The sequence below is a fragment of the Variovorax sp. W2I14 genome, from assembly GCF_050435205.1.
Lineage (GTDB): Bacteria > Pseudomonadota > Gammaproteobacteria > Burkholderiales > Burkholderiaceae_C > Variovorax > Variovorax paradoxus_C.
Map to the genome: position 1 here is coordinate 2,520,960 of NZ_JBNDJX010000001.1, position 22,631 is coordinate 2,543,590.

The following is a 22,631-nucleotide window of genomic DNA, read 5'->3' on the forward strand; positions in this document are numbered from 1 at the left end:
GGTGGTCAGTTGCGGTCGGCGCGGGCCTGGCGCATGGGCTGTTCGGTGCCCATCGTGGAGCCGCTGCCCATGTTGCCTTGCGATCCTTGCGACATGGTCGAGCCCGAGGACGAGGACGACGGCCCCGATGACATCGAACCCGAGGATGTGGAGCCCGAAGGCGACGTGTTCTGCGGCGTGGTGCCGGTGGTTCCCATCGCGCCGCCCGCAGGGCTTTGCTGGCCTGCGGCCGTGGCGGGATTCGCGGGTGCGGTGGTGGGGGGATTGCCTTGGGCAAAAGCGACGCCGGCGGCGCCGAGTGCGAGGGCTGCAAGCAGGCTGGAGGTGCGGTTCATGGTTATCTCCTTTGGATGGTTGTGCCGGGCGGTTGCCCGACGCTGTTCAACCTAGAAGTTCGCGGACTGCATCGGGTCGGTGGACGGCGCAGGCGGCTGTAGGAAACAGCAACACGGCACGGCGGCCGACCTCGTCGGCCCCGCACGCGTCCGCTGGCCCCGGCCGTGAGAAGCCGGGGCGCAGTCAACGGTGCGAGTGATGGCGCTTAAACGCGCGGCGGATCGGAATCGCGCGCGAGATGGCGATGCATGCCCACCGCGGCGATGAAATCGATGGCCGCGTCGTCGGCATGCGCGGCGTCCGCGAGGATGAGGCCGGGGTCGTGCGAGCCATCGGGCAGGCTCATCGGAATACCGGCCTCCGCGAGCAGCGCCTGCGATGCGCCGAGCGCAAGGATGGTCTTGCAGTGCCGGTACTGGTCTTTCACGAACTCCATCGAGTGGCCGTCGGAGACCAGCGCCTCCACCGCCGCGAGGCCGTCGGGCAGCACCAGCGCATCGAAGAGGAAGCCGGGGCTGTTCTCCATGCTGGCGTCGGCCTCGATCTTCTCGCCGCCCATTCCGAGGTACGTGCCCAGGCGCGGACCGACCAGCCGCGGCACCGCGCCCGCCTGCACCAGCGCCGTGACCAGCTTGCCGATGGACGTGCCTTCCGCGCCGTCGGCGACAAGGATCGCGATCTTGCGCGTGCGGATGCCGCCATCGCCCGGCCGCGCCATGAGCGAGAGCGCGGGCGATTGGTCGACCTCGGGCGCGGCCGGCGTTTCCAGCACCTTGGGCAGCGGCTGGGGCAGTTCCATGCCGAGCCCTTTCGCCACCTTCGCCGCGAGATCGGGCGACGCATTCAGCAGGCTCGCCACCACGCGCTCGCGCACCGCGGGCACCGTCACCTTCGACAACTCGAAGCGGAAGGCCGCGGCGATGTGCGCCTGCTCTTCGGGCGTCTGGCTTTCGTAGAAGAGCGTGGCCTGCGTGTAGTGGTCGGCAAATTTTTCGGGCTTCACGCGCACCTTGTCACTGCTCTCCTTCGCGTCGAGCCGCCGCGCCACGCTCTCGAAGCCCTGCGCCGCGCCGGCCTGGAACGGACAGCCGCCGCCCAGCGAATTGGGCTCGTAGGCCGAACGCCCGCGATGGATCGCCTGGCGGTGCATGCCGTCGCGCTGGTTGTTGTGTACCGGGGCCACGGGCGCGTTGATCGGCAGTTCGTGGAAGTTCGGCCCGCCCAGGCGCGTGATCTGCGTGTCGACGTAGGAATGGATGCGCCCCGCGAGCAGCGGATCGTTGGTGAAGTCGATGCCCGGCACCACGTGCGCGGCGCAGAAGGCGGCCTGTTCGGTTTCGGCGAAGAAGTTGTCGGGGTTGCGGTTCAGCACCATGCGCCCGACGATGCGGATCGGCACCAGCTCCTCGGGCACGATCTTGGTGGCATCGAGGATGTCGAAGCTGAACTGCGCGGCCTGCTCTTCCGTGAAGATCTGCAGGCCCAACTCCCACTCGGGGTACTCGCCCGCGTCGATGGCTTCCCAGAGGTCGCGGCGGTGGAAGTCGGGGTCGGCGCCGGAGATCTTCACGGCCTCGTCCCACACCAGCGAGTGCGTGCCGAGCTTGGGCTGCCAGTGGAACTTCACCAGCACCGATTCGCCCGCCTCGTTCACGAGCCGGAAGGTGTGCACGCCGAAGCCCTGCATCATCCGGTAGCTGCGCGGAATGGCGCGGTCGCTCATCTGCCACATCAGCATGTGGGTGGATTCGGGCATGAGCGAGACGAAGTCCCAGTAGGTGTCGTGCGCTGATGCGGCCTGCGGCATCGCATGGTGCGGCTCGGGCTTCACGGCATGCACGAGGTCGGGGAACTTCATCGCGTCCTGGATGAAGAACACCGGCATGTTGTTGCCCACCAGGTCCCAGTTGCCTTCGTCGGTATAGAACTTGACGGCGAAGCCGCGCACGTCGCGCGCCGTGTCCTTGGAGCCGCGCTCGCCGGCCACCGTCGAGAAGCGCACGAACACCGGCGTGACCTTGCCGGCTTCCTTGAACGGCGCGGCCCGCGTGTATTCGGTGAGCGGCTCGTAGCACTCGAAGAAGCCGTGCGCGCCCGAGCCCCGGGCATGGACGATGCGCTCGGGAATGCGCTCGTGGTCGAAGTGCGTGATCTTCTCGCGCAGGATGAAGTCTTCGAGCAGCACCGGGCCGCGCGCACCCGCCTTCAGCGAGTTCTGGTTGTCCGCGATCGGCACGCCCTGGTTGGTGGTGAGCCGCTGGCCGCCGGAATCCACACGCACCCGGTCCAGCGTGCCGATGGTGGCGTTGATGCCCTCGGGCGCCACCGAACCGGTCTTGGCCGAGGCGTTCAATTCCGAGGGCGTGCTGCCGGTCGGAAGCCGCGATGGCGGCTTGGCGCTTTGGCCGACCGGCGCCTGCGGCGTGTGCTCCAGCGGCTTGTCGAGGTTGGCGGGCATCGCCGCGGCGAGCGCCTGCGTATCGATTGCCTTCTGTGCGGGGATGTCTCCCTTGCCTGCCGCGGGCGGCGCCGGGTGCGCGGGACCGCTGTCGGTGTTGCGTGCCGCGGAGCGGGCGGCGTCGAGCGCGGCGGAAGGCGGCGCGCTCGCTCGGGGTTGTTTGGCCATGTATCTGTCGTCCGGTTGGGTTCGAGGGAGCCTCCAACCTAGTGCGGCGAATCAGGGCTTTTTGTAGGACGCTGCAGCGAATTCGGCGTGAAAGATCGGCAGCGATCCGGGTCATCGGCGGGTTGCCACGCCAAAGAAAACGGGTCGGAGCTTGCGGCGTCGACCCGTTGATCTGCGTAACGTTTTTATCGTTTTTATTGTGTGAAACCGATCACGACCACAGCGACCCGCTCGAAAGTTATTTCATCCTGTAAAGAGCATCTCAGGCGCTCCCCGCCCGGGGCTGCACCCGGCGGTAATTCACTTCGACCGCCAGAGCCTCGTCGCCGGCTGGCGTGATGTTGTACATGCGCAGGTCGAGCGTGTTGTCGTCAGGCTGCTCGATGACCGTGCGCCAGCCCCAGCGCGAGCCGCCTTGTCCATCGGCGTAGCTGCCCAGCATCGACAGGCGCGGATCGCCACCGTCACCCGTGCTGAACATGATGGAAGTGCCGGTGCCGAAACTCTCGGCCCAGGCCGATTCGTACCGGCGCTCGTCCAGGTGGTGGGCGATCAGTGCGACACCTTCCATCGGCTCGCCGGCACAGCTGCCGGTGTATTCGTGCAACAGCACCCGACCACCCAACAGCACGCGGATGCTGCCTCGCTGCACCGATTCCTCGGCCGGCTCGCCGGGCTCGAACCAGAGGCGGAAGCGGCCCTCCCACTGCCCCGCCATGCGCGCCAACTGCGCGTGCACGCCGTTGGCCAGCGACGCTTCGAAATCCTTGCGACCCATGCGTTCTCCTTCAAGGCAGTGATGTGTGCGAGGGACGAACTCTGCCATGTGGAGAGAACTCGTCAACTCGGAACACCACTGCGAATCGGGGTGGATTCGAGCTTGCTATCCAGTGTGAGCCTGCGTGCCGTAGGTCATTGGATTCATCTCGCCTTGCCTTGTGTCAAGCTCGATTCTTCATCGCGGCTGCTCTTCGACGCCGCCGCGCCAGGCAATCCGAATGCCTGGTCGCCTCACTCAAATTTGAAACGCATCGTTGCGGAACAAGGAATTCACTTGAATCTCGATTTCATCAATCCGACCGTTCTGGGCTGGCTTGTCGGCCTGTGCGTACTTGGGCTGATCCGCTATTGGCTGAATCGGCGCAAGTAGCCGGCAGCCCGGCTCGAAGCCCAAGAGGCCAACGAGTCGGGAGGATCGCCCCCACAAAGCCCCCCATGGGGCTGTGAAAACTCAATCGGCCACTGCGCCCGACTTCTTCACCAGTTCGGCCCAGCGCGGAATTTCCCTGGCCATGAAGTCGCGCAGTTCTTCCGGCGTGCTGCCCACGATCTCCATCGCCAACTGGTCCGAGAGCCTGGCCTTCACGTCGGGCTCCTTGAGCGCCTTCACGATCTCGGCGTTGAGGCGCTGCACGATTGGCTTGGGCGTGCCCTTGGGCGCATACACCGCCTGCCACGACGACATCTCGAAGCCGGGAATGCCCGACTCGATCATGGTCGGCAAGTCGGGCACCAGCGCGATGCGCTTGGCCGTGGTCACGGCCAGCAGCTTGAGCTTGCCGCTCTTGACCATCGGCAACGCGGCCGTCACCTGATCGAACATGAAGGGCACCTGCCCCGCGGCCACGTCGGTCAGGGCCGGCGGCGTGCCCTTGTACGGCACATGGGTGAGCTTGACGCCGATGAGGTCGGCGAACATCTCGCCGGCCAGATGCGTCGACGTGCCGGCGCCGGAGGAAGCGAAGATGCGCTTGCTCTCGTCCTTCTTCAGCAGCGCCACCAGTTCGGCCACCGAGTTCACGCCGAGCTGGCTGTTGACGATGAGCACGTTGGGCAGGCGCGCGACCAGCGAGACGGGCTCGAAGTCCTTCATCGGGTCGTAGGGCAGCTTCTTGTACAGGCTGGCGTTGATGGCATGGGTGCTGATGGTCCCGCCGAAGAGCGTGTAGCCGTCGGGCACCGCCCTGGCCACGTAGGCGGCGCCGATGCCGCCGGCCTGGCCGGGCTTGTTGTCGACCACCACCGACTGCTTGAGGCTCTCGCCCAGCTTCTGCGCGAGCGTGCGGCCCACGATGTCGGTGGAGCCGCCGGGCGTGAACGGCACGACGTAGACGATGGGCTTGGCGGCCGGCCATTCGGGGGCCTGGGCCCATGCGGCTGCGGGGGCGAGCGCGGCCGAAAGCAGCGCCGCGGCGAAGCGGATGAAACGCATGTCTTGTCTCCTTGGATTCTTGTCGACGGGCTCAGCGGCCCTTGGCCTGGCGCCACGCGGCGAAGTCGTTGCGGCTTTGCTCTTCGGTGGGTGGATAGAGGCCGAGGATGGAGCGGCCCTGGAGCACCTGTTCCTGCACGAAGTCCTCGAAGGCGGTCATCTCTACAGCCTCGGCCGCCAACTCGTCGGCCATGTGGGCCGGGAGCACGATCACGCCTTCGGCATCGCCCACGATCACGTCGCCCGGAAACACCGGCGCATCGCCGCAGCCGATGGGCACGTTGATGTCGATGGCCTGGTGCAGCGTGAGATTGGTCGGCGCGCTCGGGCGATGGTGGTAGGCCGGGAAGCCGAGCTTGGCGATGTCGGGGCTGTCGCGGAAACCGCCGTCGGTGACCACGCCGGCCACGCCGCGCTTCATCAGCCGCGTCACCAGGATGCCGCCGGCCGAGGCGGCGCGCGCGTCCTTGCGGCTGTCGATGACCAGCACGGCACCTTCGGGGCACTGCTCCACCGCCTGGCGCTGCGGATGATCGCGGTCGAGAAAAACGCTGATCGGGTTCAGGTCTTCGCGCGCCGGCATGTAGCGCAGCGTGAAGGCCTCGCCCACCATGTTGGGCAGGCCCGCGTCGAGCGGCCGCACGTCCTGGATGAACTGGTTGCGCAGGCCGCGCTTGAAAAGGGCCGTGCACAGGGTGGCGGTGCTCACCTTCATGAGCTGCTCGCGGGTGGCGGGATTCACGTGTCGTCTCCGTTCTTGAAATGAAATGGGAATGAATGAGGGGCTGGAGGGCCGATCAGAAGATGTCGGGCTCCGGCACCGGCTTGCCGAAGCTGGTCTCCAGGAAGTCGAAGTCGCAGCCTTCGTTGGCCTGCAGGATGTGGCGGCCGAACATCCATCCGTAGCCGCGCTCGTAGCGCGGCGGCGGCGGCATCCACAGAGCCTTGCGGCCGGCAAGTTCCTCGTCGCTGATGTCGAGATGGATGCGCCGCGCAGGCACATCCACGGTGATGCGGTCGCCTGTCCGCACCAGCGCGAGCGGCCCGCCGACGGCCGCTTCGGGCGAACAGTGCAGCAGGCAGCCGCCGTAGCTGGTGCCGCTCATGCGTGCGTCCGAGAGGCGCAGCATGTCCTTCACGCCCTGTTTCAGCAGCTTGGTCGGGATCGGCAACATGCCCCACTCCGGCATGCCGGCGCCGCGCGGGCCGGCATTGCGCAGCACGAGGATGTCGTCGGCGGTCACGTCGAGGTCGGGGTCTTCCACCGCCTTCTTGAGCGCGGGGTAGTCATCGAACACCAGCGCACGGCCGCTGTGCTGCAGAAGGTGCGGCGCGCAGGCGCTGGGCTTGATCACCACGCCGTCGGGCGCGAGGTTGCCGCGCAACACGGCCAGCGCGCCTTCGGCGTAGATGGGGTTGGCGAGCGGCCGGATGACGTCGTCGTCGTAGACCTCGGCGCCTTCGATGTTCTCGCCGAGCGTGCGGCCATTGACGGTGCGAGCGTCGGTGTGCAGATGCCCGCGGATGCGCTCCAGCATCGCAGGCAGGCCGCCGGCGTAGAAGAAGTCTTCCATCAGGTAGGCGTCGCCGCTCGGCCGGATGTTGGCGATGACGGGCACGCGGCGGCTGAAGGCGTCGAAATCGTCCAGGCTCACCGCATGGCCGGCGCGGCGCGACATCGCGATCAGGTGCACGACCGCATTGGTGCTGCAGCCCATGGCCATCGCGCAGGCGATGCCGTTCTCGAAGTTGGCGCGCGTGAGCATCTTCGAGGGCGCAAGGTCTTCCCACACCATTTCGACGATGCGGCGGCCGCAGTCGGCGCTCATGCGGATGTGGTTGGCGTCGGCCGCGGGAATGCTGGAGGCGCCCGGCAAGCTCAGGCCCACCGCTTCGGCGATGCCCATCATGGTGGCGGCCGTGCCCATGGTCATGCAGGTGCCGTGGCTGCGCGCGATGCCGGCCTCCATCTCGGCCCAGGCCTGCTCGCCCAGCCGGCCGGCGCGGCGCTCGTCCCAGTACTTGAAGGCGTCGGAGCCCGAGCCCAGCACCTTGCCCTTCCAGTTGCCGCGCAGCATGGGGCCGGCGGGAAGATAGATGAAGGGGATGTCCATGCTGAGCGCGCCCATCACGAGGCCGGGCGTCGTCTTGTCGCAGCCGCCCATCAGCACCGCGCCGTCGATCGGATGGCTGCGCAGCAGCTCTTCCGTTTCCATCGCGAGGAAGTTGCGATACAGCATGGTGGTGGGCTTGACCATGCTCTCCGACAGCGAAATGGCCGGAAGCTCGAGCGGGAAGCCGCCCGCCTGCAGCACGCCGCGCTTCACGTCATCCACGCGCTGCTTGAAGTGCGCGTGGCACTGGTTGGCGTCGCTCCAGGTGTTGACGATGGCGATCACCGGCTTGCCCATCCAGTCGGCATAGCTGTAGCCCATCTGCAGCACGCGCGAGCGATGGCCGAAGGAGCGGAAGTCGTCGGGCGCAAACCAGCGGGCGCTGCGAAGGGATTCGTAGGGGCGTTTCATCAGGTTGTCTCCAGGGGCGTCGCGTGGCGGACGCCGCCTAGCCATGGCAATATCGAAATTAAAACACTAGTATATTAGTGCGTCAATGACACAATCGCCGGCGATGAGCGCCCCTCCCAAGATCCGACTCGACCGCACCCGCCTGGCCGCACCCCAGGTGCTGGAAAAATTGCGGGAAGCCATCCTCTCGCTCGAACTCGTTCCCGGAACCGTGCTCGCGCGGCAAGAACTGGCCGACCGTTTCGGCGTGAGCCAAACACCCGTTCGCGAGGCCCTGCTGCGCCTGAGCGAAGAAGCACTGGTCGATGTGTTCCCGCAGCACGCCACGCTGGTCAGCCGCATCGACATCGCGGCGGCGCGCGAGGCGCACTTCCTGCGGCGGTCGATCGAGCTGGAGCTGGTGCACCAATTGGCACAGCAGGAATCGCCGGGGCTGGTCGAGCAACTGAAAGGCGTCATCGCACAGCAGGCGGCGCTTGCAACGTCGCAGCGCTACGGCGATTTCGTCAACGCCGATCGGTCGTTTCACCGCCTGATGTATGAAGCCGGCGGTGTGCTGGGCCTCTGGGATCTCGTGGGCCGCGTCTCCGGACATGTCGACCGGCTGCGGCGCCTGCACCTTCCCACCGCCGGCAAGACCGAGGCGATCCTGCGCGACCACCGCGCCATCGTGCGCGCCATCGAGGCCCAAGACCCGGCCGCCGCCCAGGCCGCGCTTCGCAAGCATCTGTCGGGCACGCTCAGCGCGGTGAACGAGATCTGCCGGCAGTTTCCAGACTACGTGCTCGCCTGACCGACCGCAGCCGGCCTCAGGCTTGACTGCGGTGCAGTCGCTTGCGTGAACTCACAACTGAAGGCTTTCGCCAACGCCTCCGTTCCAGCGCGCCGCCTTATCGATAGGCGTCGCACAGCGCCAGGTACTCGTCGCCCGAAATCTCCAGCCCCATGGCCCGGCGCAGCACGCGTGCCCGCGGCTTGGGCAGGTCGGTCTTGATCTGGATCTGCTTGCCGATGGGAATGCCCATGTAGTTCTGGTTGACCCAGGTGTTTTCGACGATGTTGTCCCACGGCAGCAGCATGCCGTTCTCGAAGGTCAGGCCCTGGTGGCCGATGACGAACGCGGGCTGGTCGATGTTGCGCAGCGTGTTGAGGCACTTGAACGTGAGCCATGCGGTGAGCAACCCGAAGCAGGCAGCGATGAGGATGCCGATGTTCTTGTCCTGCGCGCGGATGCACAGCACCGCCAGCACCACGGTCACCACCGCCCAGAGCGCGGTGCCGGCGACGAGGCGCGTGCGGGAATAGAACACGGGGCGGTCCTGGCGGGTCTTCTCTTGCTGGGCGGCGGAGCTGTAGATTTCCATTTTTGTCTGATGCGCTGTGCGCGTGTTGGAGTGAAAAAAAGCGGGAGGGAGGGGAAAACTCAGTGCGCGGGCAGGCGCTGCATCAGGCAGGCCATCAGCACGGGCTCGTTGTCGATCTTGGAGCGGTCGATCTTTCGGGACTTGCCGTGCGCGACGATGACCAGGTGTTCGTCCACCTCCATGCCTTCCTCGTCGGACTGCGTACGGATGGTGTCGATGCTCGACCACGCAATCAGCTGGCCCTTGTGCACCAGGCCTTCGGCCTGCAGTCCGAGCGCGCCGAACTTCACCGTCTCGCCGGCATGCAGGCGGCGCTCGACATCGTGCGCCATCGTGGCGCCGACGGCCTCTTCCACTTCGGCGAGCAAGGCATCCGGTGCGTCCCACAGGTTCAGGCGCAGGCGCAGCGTCCTGCCGTCGCGGGTGCCGAGCAGCACATGGTTGCGGTTGTGGCGGTGGCGAAAGCGCGTGACGTCCGCGAAGGCGAGCGTGCGGTCGCCGAGCCGAAGGCCTTGCCCGCCCACGGAAAGCTGCCCCGGCGCGCGCAGCCATGCGAAGAAGTCGCTGCCCTGCCAGCAGATCAAGTAGATCGCGGCGGGAACGGCCAGGAAGAGAACGACGATCGCGCCCCTGTGATGAATGAAGTCCGGCGTGATGAGGTACGGAAGGATGTAGACCTTGGCCGGCACCAGCATCATGGCGCTGAAGACGTAGAGGGCAGCAATGCCGGCGAGCACGCAATAGAAGGAATGGCGGGGAAAGACTTTGGCGTGGCTCATGTGGGATGTCGCACCCGGCGCAAGAACGACGGGCAGTGCGGGCAATGGAAAACAGCCCGCGCACCATAGCAGCGCAATGCGCGTTTCATGACGCTCGATGCGGCTGTGTGTGTCTCATTCTGAGAGTAAAAAAATGGATGCCATACGAAAGGTTTAACTTCCCTTTCCCCCGACGGCCGAACGGCATCGCAGCACAGCGGCAAGGTCCACAAGTCCGCCGTGTCGATGCCCGCAAATGGTGGCGCCCGATGAATGCGCTGCATTGTGGAGTTGCAGACACATCAGTTCCATTCGACTCAACGTTTGCCCATGATCGTGTCCAAGCGGACAGCCCAGTGCACGCACCGAAGCCAGGATCGCGAGCCGTCCTTTCGACTGACCCACGGAGCATTCATCATGCAGAACGAAATCGCCGGCATACGCCTCCCCGACAGCCAGCTCGCCCGCGAGATGACCGAGTTCGTCCGCGACACCGAAAGCGACCTGCTCTTTCACCACTCCGCTCGTGTCTATTGCTGGGGCGCCTTGACCGGCGCACGCACCGGATCGACGTTCGATCCCGAGCTGCTGTACGCGGCGTCCATGTTCCACGACGTCGGCCTCACTGCGCGCTATGAACAGAGCCAGCTTCGCTTCGAGGTGGACAGCGCGAACGCCGCGCGCGATTTTCTTCGGGGACATGGCATCTCGGAGCGCGACATCGAGACGGTCTGGAACGCCGTTGCGCTCCACACGACGCCCGGCATCCCGCAGTTCATGCGTCCCGAAATTGCGCTGGTGCAGGCGGGCGCCGGCATGGACGTGGCGGGCCGCGGCTACGACCAGTTCACTGATGCGCAGCGCGAGGCCGTCGTCGCCGCGTTTCCCCGGGAAACCGACTTTGCGCACGGAATCATCGATGCCTTCCACCAGGGCATGAAGCACCGCCCGGACAGCACCTTCGGAACCTTCAACGACGATGTGCTGGCGTTCAAGGACCCGGGTTTTCAACGGATCGACATGTGCACGGTCATTCTGGCTTCGAGCTGGAACCGCCGGGCCGGCTGCGATCCCGTAGGCGGCTGTGCGCGTCATGGCCACCACGACGCGGGACACAAGCACGAATGAATCGCCGCGGCCTGCGCGCTCGAACGAAGCGGCCATCGCATGCGGCCTACTCGATGCGGAATACGAACTCCTGCGTCGCCAGCACTTCCGCATCCCCCGTGCTCTGGCATTCGTATCGCATCACAGCCGCCCGCACGGCCGAGTGATAGACACGCGGCCCCGACAGGATGCGCACTTCCTGCACATGGCCGCCCTTGATGCGCACCTCGGCCTTCACGACGCCGCCGATGCCTTCGTCCAGCGCCTTGCGCGGCATCTCGGGTTTGACCTGCCGCGGGCAGGCCACCGCGATGTCGGTGGTGGTCGCCTTCGGCGGCGCGGGCGGCGCTGGCGGCGCTGGCGGTGCGGCCGGCGGCGGCGACACGGGCTCGGTGTTCTGCACGGCGGTGATCGCGGGGGCGGACGTGGCCGGCGGCGTCACTGCGGGCGGCGGCACGTAGGCCGGGCGCGGTGGCGGCGGTGGCTTGGGCGTCTCCTGCCGCACGATCTTCTTCGGTGGCGGCGGTGGTGGCGGCGGCGGAGGTGGCGGCTTGATCTCGCTGATGATGGTCGCCTCCATCGGCTTCTTGATCGCCTCGACCGTCTGGCGCGCGAGCCCCGACACGAGCGCATAGCCCACGCCGACATGGAACAGCACCATCACGGCGATGCCGACGGGCCCGAAGCGCGACTTGGGGTTGAAATCCTGGCGGGCGCGCTTCATGGGACGAACTGCTCCGCACCGACGATGCCCAGCTTGCTCACGCCCGTGCGCTGCGCCGAGGCCATCACGCCGGCCACCACTTCGTATTTGGCGCGTCGGTCGGGGCGCAGGTGCACCTCGGGTTGCACGGCCTGCGCGGCGACCTGTTCGAAGCGCCGCTCGATCTCGCCGCGGTCCGCCAGCAGCTCGCCGTTCCATTGCACGACGCCCAGCGCATCGATGTCGATGCGCAGCACCTCGGGCTTCATGTCGCTGGGCGGCGGGTTGCCCGTCGGCATGTTCAGGTTGACCGCGTGCAGCTGGATCGGGATGGTGATGATCAGCATGATCAGCAGCACCAGCATCACGTCGATGAGCGGCGTGGTGTTGATGTCCATCAGGGGCTCGTCCGAGGGTGCGCTGCTGCGCCGCCCCTGCTTTTCTTTTCTTGGCATGGCTTTGTCTCGCTGTGTGCTCGGCCTAGTTCCGCGCGGGCGGTTCGGTGATGAAGCCGACCTTGGCGATCCCGGCCGCCTGGCAGGCGTAGACGATCCGGCCCACCGGCTCATAGTCGGCATGCCAGTCGCCGCGGATGTGCACCTCGGGCTGCGGGCTCATCGCCGCCACCTTGGTGAGCCGCGCGACCAGCGCGGGCGTGCCCTGCACCGGCGTGTCGTACCAGTAGGTGCGGCCGGCGGCATCCACCGAGATCACGACGGTCTCGGGCTTGCTCTCGCGCACCTCGTTGCGTTCCTTCGGCACCGCGACGGGCACCGAGTAATTGACCACCGGAATGGTGATGAGGAAGATGATCAGCAGCACCAGCATCACGTCGACCAGCGGCGTGGTGTTGATGGCCGCGATGGCCTGTTCCTCGTCTCCCCCGGCGGCCGGGATGTTCATCGCCATGGCGCGCTTCGCTCGCTTGTCTGTTGGCTTGCGTGTGCGCGCGTCAGGCCGAGGCGCTGCCGGCCAGGATCACGGAGTGCAGCTCGCCACTGAACTCGCGCACGTCGTCCATCACCGCGATGTTGCGGCGCAGGAGCCAGTTGTAGCCCAGCACCGCGGGTACGGCCACGGCCAGGCCGATGGCGGTCATGATGAGCGCCTCGCCCACCGGGCCCGCCACCTTGTCGATCGACGCCTGCCCCGCCACGCCGATGGCGGTGAGCGCGTGGTAGATGCCCCAGACCGTGCCGAACAGCCCGACGAACGGCGCCGTCGAACCCACGGTGGCCAGCAGCGACATGCCGTTGCCCAGCCGCCGCTGCACGCGCTCGGTGGCGCGGTGGATGCACAGGTCGACGAAGTCGGCGAAGTCGACCTTGCCGCGCAGGCCGTCGTGCTTCTGCGTGGCCTGCATGCCGGCATCGGCAATGAAGCGGAACGGGCTGCCCTCGGCCAGCCGTGCGGTGCCGGCCTGCACCGTGCCCGCATTCCAGAACTCGCTGTCGACCGCGCGCGCCTGGCGGCCCATGCGCATCTGCTCGAGCAGCTTGGTGACGATCACGTACCAGCTGCCCATCGACATGATCGCCAGGATGGCGAGCACCGCCTTGGCCACGGCATCGCTCTGCGACCAGAGCGCGCCGATGCCGTAGGGGTTGTCGACCTTGGCCGCGGCAGAAGGTGCGGCAGCGGGTGTGGCGGGCTTCTCGGGCACGGCCACGGGTGCCGGCGCAGCAGCAGCGCTGGCTGCGGCTTGCGGTGCGGCCGGAGTCTGGGTCTGGGCGCCCGCCAGTTGCGGCGCGCTGCCGAGGCCAAAGGCCAGAACGAAAGCGGCCACGGCCGCGAGCCGCGCAAGGAATGTCTTCGTCATCGTTGTCTTCTCCGAAAAAAATGGATTCGCTTCAGGCACCGGCGTACCAGCCGTTCGCCTTGTCCCAGACCGCCTGCACGCCGCTGCCCGCGCCTTCGACCACGTGGTAGCGGTCGTAGGGCGCGGCGGTCATGCAGGCGTGGTGCGGCAGCACGCGCACGCGGCTGCCCACCGGCAGCGCGCGGAACATGGCTTGCACGCCGTCGTCGTCGCCGTCGCAAGCGATCAGCCCGTGCTCCTGGTGCAACTCGGCCACGCACAAGCCGGGCAGCGGCACGGTGCCCCCGGCATGGCACACGAGGCCGAAGCCCAGGCCGCCGCGGAACTCGGCCGCCGACTGGTCCTTCGACAGCGCGAGCGCGCCGGCGTCGATGAGCACGCGGCGCGAGCGCGGGTTGTGGCCGATCACGGTGGCCAGCACCGACAGCGCGATGTCTTCCACGCCGCAGATGCCGCGCGCCACCTGGTCGAGGTCGCAGAAGGTGTAGACGCCGGGGCGCATCTCGGTGACGCCTTCGAGCGTCAACGCGCACACCGCGGTGGGCGTGGAACCCACGCTCACCACATCGACCGGCATGCCCGCCGCGCGCAGCCGCCCGGCCGCATGCACGGCGCCGGCGCGCTCGGCCTCGGCAATGGCGCGGATCGCCGTGCCGCCCTGCGCGTGGTAGCTGTGGCCCGCATGCGTGAGCACGCCGGCCAGCGACAAGGATTCACTGCGCTGCACTTCGTGCGCGAGCGACAGCAACTCGTCGTCGTTCGGGGCGACGCCGCCGCGGCCGCCGCCCGTGTCGATTTCGAGGAGCAGGCGGAACGTGGCGCCCAGCACCCGCGCGCGCGAGTCGGCGGCCTGCACGGCGTCGATGCGATCGGCCAGCAGTGTGATGCGTGCGCCACTCGTGCGCTGGATGCCGTGCAGCGCCTCGATCTTGTTCGCGTCGATGCCGACGGCGTAGGTCAGGTCGGTGAAGCCGTGGCGCGCGAAGTAGGCTGCCTCGGCCACGGTCGACACCGTGAGCCCACCGCCCTGCCCTCGCGTGGCCCGCCGCGCCACCTCGGCCGACTTGGCGGTCTTCAGGTGCGGGCGCAGCGCCACGCCGAGGCGCGCCGCGCGCTCTGCCATCGCCTCGCAGTTGCGTTCGAGCACGCCGACGTCGAGCAGCAGCGCGGGCGTGGTGAGTTCGGCCAGCGGCGTCATCGGCCGGTTCCCGACGCGATCTGCACCATCACGCTGTCGATTTCCTCGACCACGCGCTGCACCAGCGGCGGCAGCAGCACCAGCGTCATGTGCGCGGCGCCATCGATGCACGCGAGGCGGCGCTGCGTCGACAGCGCTGCAATCGATTCCTGGAACTCGGGCCAGCGCTGCTGCACCGCGGCAATCGCCGGGTCGGCGCCGGCCGGCAGCGGTTGCTGCTTGGCCCACAGCACGGCGAGCGGACGCGAACCGAAACCAGGCGAGGCAGCCGCCTGGCGCGCGACATGCGGCAGGCCGCGCACCTCGGCCAGCATGGTGTCGAGCGCTTCGGGCGTGTAGGTCGCCTTCATCTGGCGCAGCACCTGCGGCATGTCGGCGAACAGCGCCTCGATGGGCGCCTGCTCCGGCGGCGGCGGACCGCCGGCCTGGAAGTTCGCGCGCTTCTCGCGCTCGGCCGCGAACTGCGATTCGGGCGGTGCGTCGTACATCGTGAACTGGTCGGGGTGGCTCGCGTCGAGCATCACGACGCCGGTCACCTGCTCCGGATACAGGCCGGCATAGACCCGGTTCAGCAGGCCGCCGAGCGAGTGGCCGACCAGCACGACCGGGCCCGTCACGCCGGCTGCTTCGAGCAGCGCATGCAGTCGGTGCGCGGTGCGCTCGCCGTCGAAGGGCGCGTCGTCGGCCTCGCTCCAGCCCATGCCGGCGCGGTCATAGCTGATCACTGGGTACTTTGCCGCGAGCGCCTGCTGCAGCCGCGCGTAGGTCGGCGAAGCACAGCCGCCGCCGGCTTCGATGACGAGCGTGGGCTGCGACGCGTTGGCGGGCGCGGGGCCGCTGCGCTGCAGGTGCATGCGCCGGCCGTCAATGGTGTAGAGCTCGCCGGGCGCGGCCATGTGGTGCGGACGGCCCGGCTGTTCCACGCGCGGCCAGTAGTCGAGGTCGCGCACGCGGTATGGCAGGTGGGCGAAGTCGGTGCTCAGCGAGGACGGCGTCGACACATACAGCACCGCTTTCGCGAGCGGGCCGAACTCCGCATGGAAGTGCTGCGCCGACTTCACGATGACCAGCTTCTTGGCGGCCAGATCGATGCCCAGGCCCGTGAAGAGATCGGCGCCGATGACCTGGTTGCGCTTGCTGATGAGCACGATGTCCACGCCGTCGGCCGCCTGCACCCACACGCACGGGCCCATGGGCGTGCGCACGCCCGAGAGGCCGCCCTGCGAATGCGCTTCCACCACGTTCATCACGGTCACGTGCAGGTCGATGGGGTCGCCCGAGGCCGGGCCGCACTTGCCGCCCAGGCGCAGCTCGAAGCTCGCACTCACGCCGGCGTCGCGGCACAGCTGCACCGCGCCCAGGTCCCACACGCCGCCGAAGGCCACGTCGCCGATGCCGCGATCGATCACGGCGCGCAGCATGAAGGTGCTGTCGCTGGTGGCGCCGCCGCCGGCGTTGTCGGCGGTGTCGGCAATGACCACGGGGCCGTCGGGCACGGCCATGGCACGGGCGAGCGTCTCCTCGATCGAGAGCGAGGGCACACCGGTCTCGTGGCGCAGGTCCCAGAAGGCGCGGCCCAGTTCTTCGGCGAGCCTGGCGGCGAGCGCGGGATCGTTGTCGGTCACCACCCACATCTTGGCGCCCGACTCGGGCACGTCGGCCCACGGGAAGCCATGGCCGAGCGACACCGAGAGCACGCCCGGCAGCTGTTCGGCGGCCTGCATGCGGCGCACGAAACCGGCCATCGGTTCGCGCGTGGTGTGCCACTTGCCGACCATGCGGCAGTCGTGCACCGCCGTCACCGGCCGCACGCGGCCTTGCGCGGTGTCGACCACGATGCGGATCAGCTCGCGCAGGCGATCGAATGCGTCGGTGTGCGGATATTCCTTGTAGCAAATGATCGTGTCGGCCGCGTCCAGCATCTTCTGCGTCAGGTGGCAGTGCAGGTCGAGCGAGACGCCGATGGGCACGTTCGGCCCGACGATGTCGCGCACGCGTGAGATCACGTCGCCTTCGCAGTCGTCGTAGCCATCGGCCACCATCGCGCCGTGCAGCACGAGGATCACGCCGTCGACCGGGCCGGCCTTGCGCAGGTCGTCCAGGATCTCGTCGCGCAGGCGCTCGTACACGCTGCGCACGGTGCGCCCGAGCGGCTGCGCAAAGGCCAGCAGGCTCTCGACGGTTTCATGGCCTTCGGCGGCGAGCTGCTTGCGAACCTCGACCGCGTACATGCCGTAGCCGGCCGCATCGCGCGTGCTCGCGTCGCCACGGAAGATGCCGTATTCCTCGTAGCTGCCCAGGCCCGTGGGGGCCGAGACAAACGTGTTGGTCTCGGTGGCGAACAGGGTGGTGAAGAACTTCATGCGCGGCGCTCCTGGCGGGCAAGGTGGATGTTGCGGGTGCGCATGGTGTCCAGCCGCAGTCCGACGACACGGCCGGCCTTGCGCTCCACGTTGAGAATCGATTTGCCCAGTTGCGCCAGCACCGGATCGGCCGAGGCCAGCACCATCACGTCGGCCGACAGCGGCGTCAGCGCGCACACATGCTGGCCGTGTCGGCCCTGCACGGTGAGCAGCAACTTGCCGTCGACCAGCGCCATCTGCGCGGTGGCGTCGAGGTCGGGGCTGGTGTAGTCGCCGCAGAGCGCGTCGGCCAGCGACGCGGCATCGGGCGCGCTCTCGGGCAGGCGCTCGAAGCGGCGTGGCTGGCCGCCTTCGTGCAGCGCCAGCGCGTCAGGTGCGCGCTGCGGGTCGATGTCGCCCGCGTCGATCACGAGGTCGTTCACCGGGATGTCCTGCAGGCCCAGCCAGAGCTTGCCGTCGCCCTGGTGCAGCGGCTGCGCGCCGCTGGCCTGCCACGACATGCCCAGCTTGCCGCCGACATCCGCGAAGCCCAGCACGCTGCCGGTCGACGGTGCGTGGTAACGCTGGCCGACCAGCGCGGGGAAGTCGCTGGCCAGGGGCCGCACTTCGGACGGCGCGAGCGCGTCGCCCAGCAGCAGCTCGATCACCCGGAGCGCCAGCGATGCCGGCGACACGGGCGCGCCGTTCACCATGGCGATGATGTGCAGCCCGTGGCCGGGCACGCTGATCATTTGCGACTGCGCACCGAGCACCGCGCCCGCGTGGTGAACGATCTCGACGCCGCGGTACAGGTGGCGCGCAAGGCCGAAGCCGTAGGTCACCTTCGAGCCCGACGACAGCGTGGTGGGTTCGGACAGCAGCGCCCAGCTCTTCGCGCTGCCCACGATCTTTTCGCTGCCGTGCATGTGCGCGAGCCAGCGCAGCATGTCGTCCGCCGTCGACACCAGCGAGCCGCCGCCGTCGAGTTCGCACGGGTACACGCCGCGTCGCCAGCCGCCGCCGGGCACGGGCATGTAGAGGCCGGCCATGTGCGGCACCACGTCGAGGTCGGTCTGCACCGACGAGGTGTCGGGCATGCCCAGTGGTCCGAACAAGCGCGCCTTCAGGAAGTCGTTGAAGCTCTGGCCGCTCACGCGCTCGACGATCTTCGCCAGCAGGAAGTAGCCGCCGTTGCTGTAGACCATGTGCGTGCCGGGCTCGAAGTTGAGCTCGCTCTGGCGCGCCATGGCTGGCAGGCCCGGGCCGGGCAAGGTGAACGTGAGGCCGTGCGCAATGGCCCACAGCTCGTCGTGGCCGCGCCAGCCGCTGGTGTGCGTGAGCAGGTGGCGCAGCGTGGGGCCGTTGGCGCTGAGCTGCGGCAGCTCGGGCAGGTATTTCTGCACCGGGTCTTCCACGCTCAGCAGGCCGTCTTCGGCCAGCAGCAGCACGGCCATGGCCGTGAAGTGCTTGCTGGTGGAGGCGATGCGCATGCGCGTGGTCGGCGTGAGCGCCACGCCCATTTCCAGGCTGGCCATGCCGACGGCGCGGCGGTACAGCAGGCGGCCATGCTGCGCGATGCCCAGCACCAGGCCGGGCGCGTCGCTGCGGTTCAGGGGCGCCACCAGCGCGTCGATGGCGGCCAGTGCGGACGCGGTGTCAGGAAGAGAGGCTGAAGCTTGGGGTTGTGACATGGGGGAACAACGAACGATGAATGGGGGGAGCGGATGTCGACGCAGAAGGCTCAGTTCGGCTTCGCCTCGCGCATCAGGCGCACGAACGCGCCTTCGGTGGCGCGCAGCACCATCGCGCCCAGGCAGCCGCCGACCAGCGTGGTCGCGACGATGGACACGGCGAGCCCGTTGGGCATCGACTTGAGGGCATCCGACAACATGCCGACCATCAGCGGCCCCACCACGCCGAAAGGCAGGCTGGCCAGCGTGAGCATGGCGATGGTGCGGGCGCGCAGGTGCGGCGGCGCCGCGTCCTGCAGCACGTTGGGCAGCAGAACCGCGCTGCCGATGAGCGGCACCACGAGCAGGCCCAGCAGCGCGAAGTTGTGGTTGGCCGAGCTCGTGAACAGCAGCAATGTCGACAGCAGCGCGGCCGTGAGATTGCCCAGCATGATCAGGCGCAGCGCAGCGGCCGGTCCCATGCGCGGCTGCGCGTAGCGCATCGCGCCCACGCCCAGCAGGCCGCCGGCCACCGTGCCGCACAGGAATGCGAGGCCCATGCCCTGCCCCATCTGCACCGGTGTGACGCCGTAGGTGCGCGCCGTGACGATCGGCAGCCAGGTGCCCAGCGAACTCAGGCCCACGCTGGTCAGGCCCACGCCGGCCACCAGGCCCGCGAAGGTGCGCCAGTGACGGCGCAGGTGCTCGCGCAGGGTCGTCGCGCCCGAGGCTTCGGCGGCTGTGGCACCGGGCTTCGGAGCCGGCGGGCCTTCGCGCGGCGTGCGCCGGATCGACAGCACCAGCAGCGTCACCGGAATGCCGGCCGACGCCAGCACGAAGAAGGTCAGGCGCCAGGCTTCGAGCTGCTGCATCGCGACGGGCAGCCAGGGCCGCAGGTCGTCGGTGAGGTGCACGATGGTGCCGCCCAGCAGCGCGCCGAGCGCACTGCCGAAGATGGCCGACAGCGCGAACACCGCATTCGCCAGCACCCGCTGCGCGCGCGGGAACAGGTCGGGAATCATGCTGTTGGTGATGGGCGTGAGGCCCGCCTCGCCCACGCCCAGGCCGACGGAGGCGACGAACAGCACGCCGTAGTCCATGGCCGTGCCGCGCATGGCGGTGGCCGCGCTCCACAGCACCACGCAGGCGGCGAGCACCACGCGCCGGTCGTAGCGGTCGCTGAGCCAGCCCAGCGGCAAGGTGGCGATGCCGGTGAACAGCACGATGCCCGCGCCCTGCAGCAGCCCGAGCTGCGTGTCGGAGAGCGACAGCGTCTGGCGGATCGGCTCCGTCAGCAGCGTGAGGATGACCTTGTCGATCGACCCCAGCACCGTCGCGATGATGAGCACCGCCAGCGCATACCAGGCGCTGGTGGGCGCCTTGCGGTTCGTTTCGACGGCCGCAGGGGCGGCCGCATCCAGCGGCATCGGTGCCGCGAACGGTGGGAGGCCCGCCATGTCAGAACGGGACGTTGACGTTGAAGCCGATGGTGCGCGACTGTGCGAGCGCCGCCGTGACGATGTTCGGATTTCCCGTGAGGCCAAGTTCGACCGACACGATGCCGCGCTTGTTCGCCAGGTTGCGCACGTAGGCCGAGACGCTGAAGCGCTTGAAGTCGATGCCCGCCTGCAGGTCGACCAGCGTGTAGGCCGGCATCGTCATGCTCGGGATGACGCTGCTGCCGCGGTAGCCCGCATCGCGCTTGCCGGTGTAGCGCGCGCTGATGCCGACGTAGGCCGGGTGCTCGGCGATGCTGAAGTTGCGCGTCACGCCCAGCGTGGCTGCGAAGCGCGGCGTCTGGGGCAGCCGCGTGCCGGCCTTGGCTTCCAGGCCCTTGGCGTCTTCGGTCAGGCGCGCATCGACGGCCGCGGCGTTCGCGGTGAAGCGCCACTCCTTGCTGGGTTTCCAGTTGAGCGTGAGTTCGCCGCCCTTGATGCGGGCCGCGCCAGCGTTGGTGACGAAGGTGAAGGCGCCGCTGCGCGTGGGCTGCTGCACGCCGCTCCACTCGATGTCGTACAGCGCGGCCTCCAGCGACAGCGTGCGGTCCAGCAGGTCGGCCTTGTAGCCGAGCTCGTAGCTCCACAGCGAATCCGAGTCGTACGTCGGCTGCACGACCCGGCGGTCGGTGTCGGCCTTCAGCACGTTGGGGCCGCCCGGGCGGTAGCCGCTGGCCGCGCGGAAGTACACATTGCTCGTGTCCGACAGCAGGTACCTGGCCGCGGCGAGGTAGGTGGTCGGGCTTTCCGACGAGGTGCCGGCGGCATCGGCGGCGACCGGGCCGACGAGACGGCCGGTCTGGCGGCTGGCGTATTCCTGGTGGTTGCGCGCCAGGCGCACGCCGCCGGTGAGCGAGAACGCGGGTGTCACGTTCCAGGTCGCGTTGCCGTAGACGGCCTCTTCGCGGTAGCGCGAAGACTGCGTCGACGACAGCAGGCCGATGCTGCCCAGCCCGGCGGCCAGGTTGGCATCGAGCGAGCCGTTGTTGCTGCCGCGCTCGCGGTTCAGGTACAGGCCTGCGAGCCATTCGAAGGTGGTGCCCGAGCGCGAGGTCAGGCGGAACTCCTGGCTGATGCGATGCTGCTCCACGGTGCTGGTGATCGGTGCCGACGCCAGCGGCAGGCGCAGCGCGCCCATCAGCGGCGCGTAGCGGCTGGTGACGTCGACGACGTTGTTGATCTTCACGTCCTGCGCGGAAGTGATCGAGTTCAGCCGGGCCCATCCGAAGTCGTACTCCACGTCCAGGCCGAAGAGCTGCGAGAGGTTGCGGTACGACTCGCCGGCCGCGAGGTCGCGCGTGCGCTCCCGTCCCCAAGGGCGCAGGGTGCGCCGGTCCATGTCCTCGAAGCCGAGGCCCTTGCGGTGCACGTCCTGCACGGTGCCCGTGAGGCGCACCGTGAGTTCGCGCGTGGGCGTGAGCAGCAGCGAGACCCGGCCGCCGTCGGTGTGGCCGCGGTCGATGTTGCGGCCGCGCGCCAGGCCCGTGGCGTCGTAGCTGCCGCCGATCTGGTCGGTGAAGGCGGCGAAGCGGATGGCCGCCACGTCTTCCTTGAGCGGCACGTTGAGCACCGCGCCGGTCGTGAAGCCCGGGCCGCCGCCCTGCGTCCACGAGGTGCCGAAGCGCACCGAGCCCGCGAACTCCATGGTGTCGGGCTGGTTGGTCACGTACTTGAGCACGCCGCTCATGGCGCCGGCGCCGTACAGCGTGCCCTGCGGGCCGCGCAGCACCTCGATGTGGCTGAGGTCAAGCATGCCCATGTCCATCGGCGTGATGCCGCTGCTCGCGCCGGCCGAGCTCAGGCCGGTGGCCACGTCGTCCACGTACACGCCCACGGTCGCGATGCCCTGCACGGGGCCGGTGGTCAGCCCGCGCATGGTGAGGATGCCGCCGACGCTGCCGCTGCTCGTGAGGTTCACGCCCGGCTGCTCGGCCACGTAATCGGCCAGGTTCTTGGCGCCCGCGCGCTCCAGCGTCTGGGCCTTCATCACGTTGACCTGCATCGGGACTTCGCGCACCGGCTCGCGGCGGCGCGTGGCGGTGACGGTGACGCTGTCCAGCGACTGGGGCGTTTCATCGGGCTGCGATTTCGCGGCCGTGGCAGCCGTGTAGATCACGACCGCGCCGTCCTCACCGCGGCGCGTCTGCAGCGATGTGCCTTCGAGCAGCCGCGCCAGTGCGTCCTGCGGCGAGAGCGCACCCTTCACGCCACGCGTCGCCACGCCCTTCACGTCGTCCACCTTGTAGAGCAGCTGCACGCCGCCCTGCGCGATGTAGGCATCGAGTGCGGTCTTGAGATCGCCGCCGCTCACATCGAAACCTTGAGGCGTGGCCTGCGTCTGCACTTGGGCCTGCGCTTGCGCGGCCATTGCGCTCGACAGCGCCCACGCGCCGCCGATGACCCATGGGCGCAGGGCCCCGAACGTTCGCTTCTTCTTGGACGGCAGACCGGTGCGGGGCGCGATGCGATTCATGG

Annotated in this window: 20 protein-coding genes; 3 read left to right on the top strand and 17 right to left on the bottom strand. The window is 68.4% G+C overall.

Annotated elements, in window-relative coordinates:
• Window positions 1-5: 5 nt before the first annotated feature.
• The 3 genes from QF040_RS11760 to QF040_RS11770 all read right to left on the bottom strand — a co-directional run bounded on the left by QF040_RS11760 (window position 6) and on the right by QF040_RS11770 (window position 3,740).
• The gene (locus tag QF040_RS11760) at window positions 6-335 is read right to left on the bottom strand and encodes a proteophosphoglycan ppg4 (protein WP_429611180.1); all 330 of its coding nucleotides are present in this window, start codon (window positions 333-335) and stop codon (window positions 6-8) included.
• 206 nt (window positions 336-541) lie between these two features.
• Entirely contained in the window at window positions 542-2,962 is a 2,421-nt protein-coding gene (locus tag QF040_RS11765) for a catalase (RefSeq protein WP_429611181.1), read from the bottom strand.
• 262 nt (window positions 2,963-3,224) lie between these two features.
• Window positions 3,225-3,740, bottom strand: a complete 516-nt coding sequence (locus tag QF040_RS11770) for a DUF1579 domain-containing protein (protein WP_429611182.1) — start codon at window positions 3,738-3,740, stop codon at window positions 3,225-3,227.
• A gap of 114 nt (window positions 3,741-3,854) precedes the next feature.
• Between QF040_RS11770 and QF040_RS11775 the strand changes: the two genes are divergently transcribed.
• The gene (locus QF040_RS11775) at window positions 3,855-4,112 is read left to right on the top strand and encodes a hypothetical protein (RefSeq protein WP_429611183.1); all 258 of its coding nucleotides are present in this window, start codon (window positions 3,855-3,857) and stop codon (window positions 4,110-4,112) included.
• Between the two features lie 81 nt (window positions 4,113-4,193).
• Here QF040_RS11775 and QF040_RS11780 read toward each other — a convergent pair whose 3' ends face one another.
• From QF040_RS11780 to araD, 3 genes are read right to left on the bottom strand one after another with little or no spacing between them, the layout of a single operon-like run.
• Window positions 4,194-5,174: a Bug family tripartite tricarboxylate transporter substrate binding protein gene (locus tag QF040_RS11780; RefSeq protein WP_429611184.1), complete on the bottom strand. Its 981-nt coding sequence runs from the start codon at window positions 5,172-5,174 to the stop codon at window positions 4,194-4,196.
• A gap of 31 nt (window positions 5,175-5,205) precedes the next feature.
• Window positions 5,206-5,916 carry a ribonuclease activity regulator RraA gene (locus tag QF040_RS11785; protein WP_429611185.1) on the bottom strand — a complete coding sequence of 237 codons (711 nt, stop codon included), beginning with the start codon at window positions 5,914-5,916 and terminating at the stop codon, window positions 5,206-5,208.
• Between the two features lie 55 nt (window positions 5,917-5,971).
• Complete coding sequence (gene araD, locus QF040_RS11790) at window positions 5,972-7,699, bottom strand: L-arabinonate dehydratase (RefSeq protein WP_429611186.1); 1,728 nt, start codon at window positions 7,697-7,699, stop codon at window positions 5,972-5,974.
• Between the two features lie 103 nt (window positions 7,700-7,802).
• On the opposite strand from araD, the gene QF040_RS11795 reads away from it, so the two are divergent.
• A complete protein-coding gene (locus tag QF040_RS11795; protein ID WP_429611187.1) occupies window positions 7,803-8,492 on the top strand; it encodes a GntR family transcriptional regulator in 690 nt (229 codons plus the stop codon).
• Between the two features lie 97 nt (window positions 8,493-8,589).
• Here QF040_RS11795 and QF040_RS11800 read toward each other — a convergent pair whose 3' ends face one another.
• Together QF040_RS11800 and QF040_RS11805 are read right to left on the bottom strand one after the other, a co-directional pair.
• Window positions 8,590-9,063, bottom strand: coding sequence for a hypothetical protein (locus tag QF040_RS11800; protein ID WP_306882269.1), 474 nt, complete (start codon window positions 9,061-9,063; stop codon window positions 8,590-8,592).
• A 59-nt stretch (window positions 9,064-9,122) separates the two neighbouring features.
• Entirely contained in the window at window positions 9,123-9,842 is a 720-nt protein-coding gene (locus QF040_RS11805) for a hypothetical protein (protein WP_307504630.1), read from the bottom strand.
• 396 nt (window positions 9,843-10,238) lie between these two features.
• On the opposite strand from QF040_RS11805, the gene QF040_RS11810 reads away from it, so the two are divergent.
• Entirely contained in the window at window positions 10,239-10,949 is a 711-nt protein-coding gene (locus QF040_RS11810; RefSeq protein ID WP_429611188.1) for an HD domain-containing protein, read from the top strand.
• Window positions 10,950-10,995: 46 nt separating this feature from the next.
• On the opposite strand, the gene QF040_RS11815 is transcribed toward QF040_RS11810, so the two are convergent.
• The 9 genes from QF040_RS11815 to QF040_RS11855 are packed head-to-tail and all read right to left on the bottom strand — an operon-like array spanning window position 10,996 to window position 22,629.
• Window positions 10,996-11,652 carry an energy transducer TonB gene (locus tag QF040_RS11815; RefSeq protein ID WP_429611189.1) on the bottom strand — a complete coding sequence of 219 codons (657 nt, stop codon included), beginning with the start codon at window positions 11,650-11,652 and terminating at the stop codon, window positions 10,996-10,998.
• Window positions 11,649-12,086: an ExbD/TolR family protein gene (locus tag QF040_RS11820; protein ID WP_429611190.1), complete on the bottom strand. Its 438-nt coding sequence runs from the start codon at window positions 12,084-12,086 to the stop codon at window positions 11,649-11,651. Before QF040_RS11820 ends, QF040_RS11815 begins: the two co-directional genes overlap by 4 nt.
• A gap of 25 nt (window positions 12,087-12,111) precedes the next feature.
• Entirely contained in the window at window positions 12,112-12,540 is a 429-nt protein-coding gene (locus QF040_RS11825; protein WP_429611191.1) for an ExbD/TolR family protein, read from the bottom strand.
• Between the two features lie 43 nt (window positions 12,541-12,583).
• The gene (locus QF040_RS11830; RefSeq protein ID WP_429611192.1) at window positions 12,584-13,450 is read right to left on the bottom strand and encodes a MotA/TolQ/ExbB proton channel family protein; all 867 of its coding nucleotides are present in this window, start codon (window positions 13,448-13,450) and stop codon (window positions 12,584-12,586) included.
• A gap of 31 nt (window positions 13,451-13,481) precedes the next feature.
• Window positions 13,482-14,648 carry an alanine racemase gene (locus tag QF040_RS11835; protein ID WP_429611193.1) on the bottom strand — a complete coding sequence of 389 codons (1,167 nt, stop codon included), beginning with the start codon at window positions 14,646-14,648 and terminating at the stop codon, window positions 13,482-13,484.
• Complete coding sequence (locus QF040_RS11840; protein ID WP_429611194.1) at window positions 14,645-17,011, bottom strand: alpha/beta fold hydrolase; 2,367 nt, start codon at window positions 17,009-17,011, stop codon at window positions 14,645-14,647. The genes QF040_RS11835 and QF040_RS11840 overlap by 4 nt, the downstream gene beginning before the upstream one ends.
• Window positions 17,008-18,681 carry a serine hydrolase domain-containing protein gene (locus tag QF040_RS11845; RefSeq protein WP_429611195.1) on the bottom strand — a complete coding sequence of 558 codons (1,674 nt, stop codon included), beginning with the start codon at window positions 18,679-18,681 and terminating at the stop codon, window positions 17,008-17,010. The genes QF040_RS11840 and QF040_RS11845 overlap by 4 nt, the downstream gene beginning before the upstream one ends.
• 50 nt (window positions 18,682-18,731) lie before the next feature.
• Window positions 18,732-20,117, bottom strand: coding sequence for an MFS transporter (locus QF040_RS11850; RefSeq protein ID WP_429611196.1), 1,386 nt, complete (start codon window positions 20,115-20,117; stop codon window positions 18,732-18,734).
• Window position 20,118: 1 nt separating this feature from the next.
• Window positions 20,119-22,629: a TonB-dependent receptor domain-containing protein gene (locus tag QF040_RS11855; protein WP_429611197.1), complete on the bottom strand. Its 2,511-nt coding sequence runs from the start codon at window positions 22,627-22,629 to the stop codon at window positions 20,119-20,121.
• Window positions 22,630-22,631 lie beyond the last annotated feature (2 nt).

Excerpts from the sequence above, each read along its gene's own strand:
- QF040_RS11815 (WP_429611189.1), bottom strand. The coding sequence starts at position 11,652 with ATGAAGCGCGCCCGCCAGGATTTCAACCCCAAGTCGCGCTTCGGGCCC.
- QF040_RS11850 (WP_429611196.1), bottom strand. The coding sequence starts at position 20,117 with ATGGCGGGCCTCCCACCGTTCGCGGCACCGATGCCGCTGGATGCGGCC.
- QF040_RS11830 (WP_429611192.1), bottom strand. The coding sequence starts at position 13,450 with ATGACGAAGACATTCCTTGCGCGGCTCGCGGCCGTGGCCGCTTTCGTT.
- QF040_RS11825 (WP_429611191.1), bottom strand. The coding sequence starts at position 12,540 with ATGGCGATGAACATCCCGGCCGCCGGGGGAGACGAGGAACAGGCCATC.
- QF040_RS11855 (WP_429611197.1), bottom strand. The coding sequence starts at position 22,629 with ATGAATCGCATCGCGCCCCGCACCGGTCTGCCGTCCAAGAAGAAGCGA.
- QF040_RS11795 (WP_429611187.1), top strand. The coding sequence starts at position 7,803 with ATGAGCGCCCCTCCCAAGATCCGACTCGACCGCACCCGCCTGGCCGCA.
- QF040_RS11845 (WP_429611195.1), bottom strand. The coding sequence starts at position 18,681 with ATGTCACAACCCCAAGCTTCAGCCTCTCTTCCTGACACCGCGTCCGCA.
- QF040_RS11760 (WP_429611180.1), bottom strand. The coding sequence starts at position 335 with ATGAACCGCACCTCCAGCCTGCTTGCAGCCCTCGCACTCGGCGCCGCC.
- QF040_RS11835 (WP_429611193.1), bottom strand. The coding sequence starts at position 14,648 with ATGACGCCGCTGGCCGAACTCACCACGCCCGCGCTGCTGCTCGACGTC.
- QF040_RS11770 (WP_429611182.1), bottom strand. The coding sequence starts at position 3,740 with ATGGGTCGCAAGGATTTCGAAGCGTCGCTGGCCAACGGCGTGCACGCG.
- QF040_RS11805 (WP_307504630.1), bottom strand. The coding sequence starts at position 9,842 with ATGAGCCACGCCAAAGTCTTTCCCCGCCATTCCTTCTATTGCGTGCTC.
- QF040_RS11810 (WP_429611188.1), top strand. The coding sequence starts at position 10,239 with ATGCAGAACGAAATCGCCGGCATACGCCTCCCCGACAGCCAGCTCGCC.
- QF040_RS11840 (WP_429611194.1), bottom strand. The coding sequence starts at position 17,011 with ATGAAGTTCTTCACCACCCTGTTCGCCACCGAGACCAACACGTTTGTC.
- QF040_RS11765 (WP_429611181.1), bottom strand. The coding sequence starts at position 2,962 with ATGGCCAAACAACCCCGAGCGAGCGCGCCGCCTTCCGCCGCGCTCGAC.
- QF040_RS11800 (WP_306882269.1), bottom strand. The coding sequence starts at position 9,063 with ATGGAAATCTACAGCTCCGCCGCCCAGCAAGAGAAGACCCGCCAGGAC.
- araD (WP_429611186.1), bottom strand. The coding sequence starts at position 7,699 with ATGAAACGCCCCTACGAATCCCTTCGCAGCGCCCGCTGGTTTGCGCCC.
- QF040_RS11780 (WP_429611184.1), bottom strand. The coding sequence starts at position 5,174 with ATGCGTTTCATCCGCTTCGCCGCGGCGCTGCTTTCGGCCGCGCTCGCC.
- QF040_RS11820 (WP_429611190.1), bottom strand. The coding sequence starts at position 12,086 with ATGCCAAGAAAAGAAAAGCAGGGGCGGCGCAGCAGCGCACCCTCGGAC.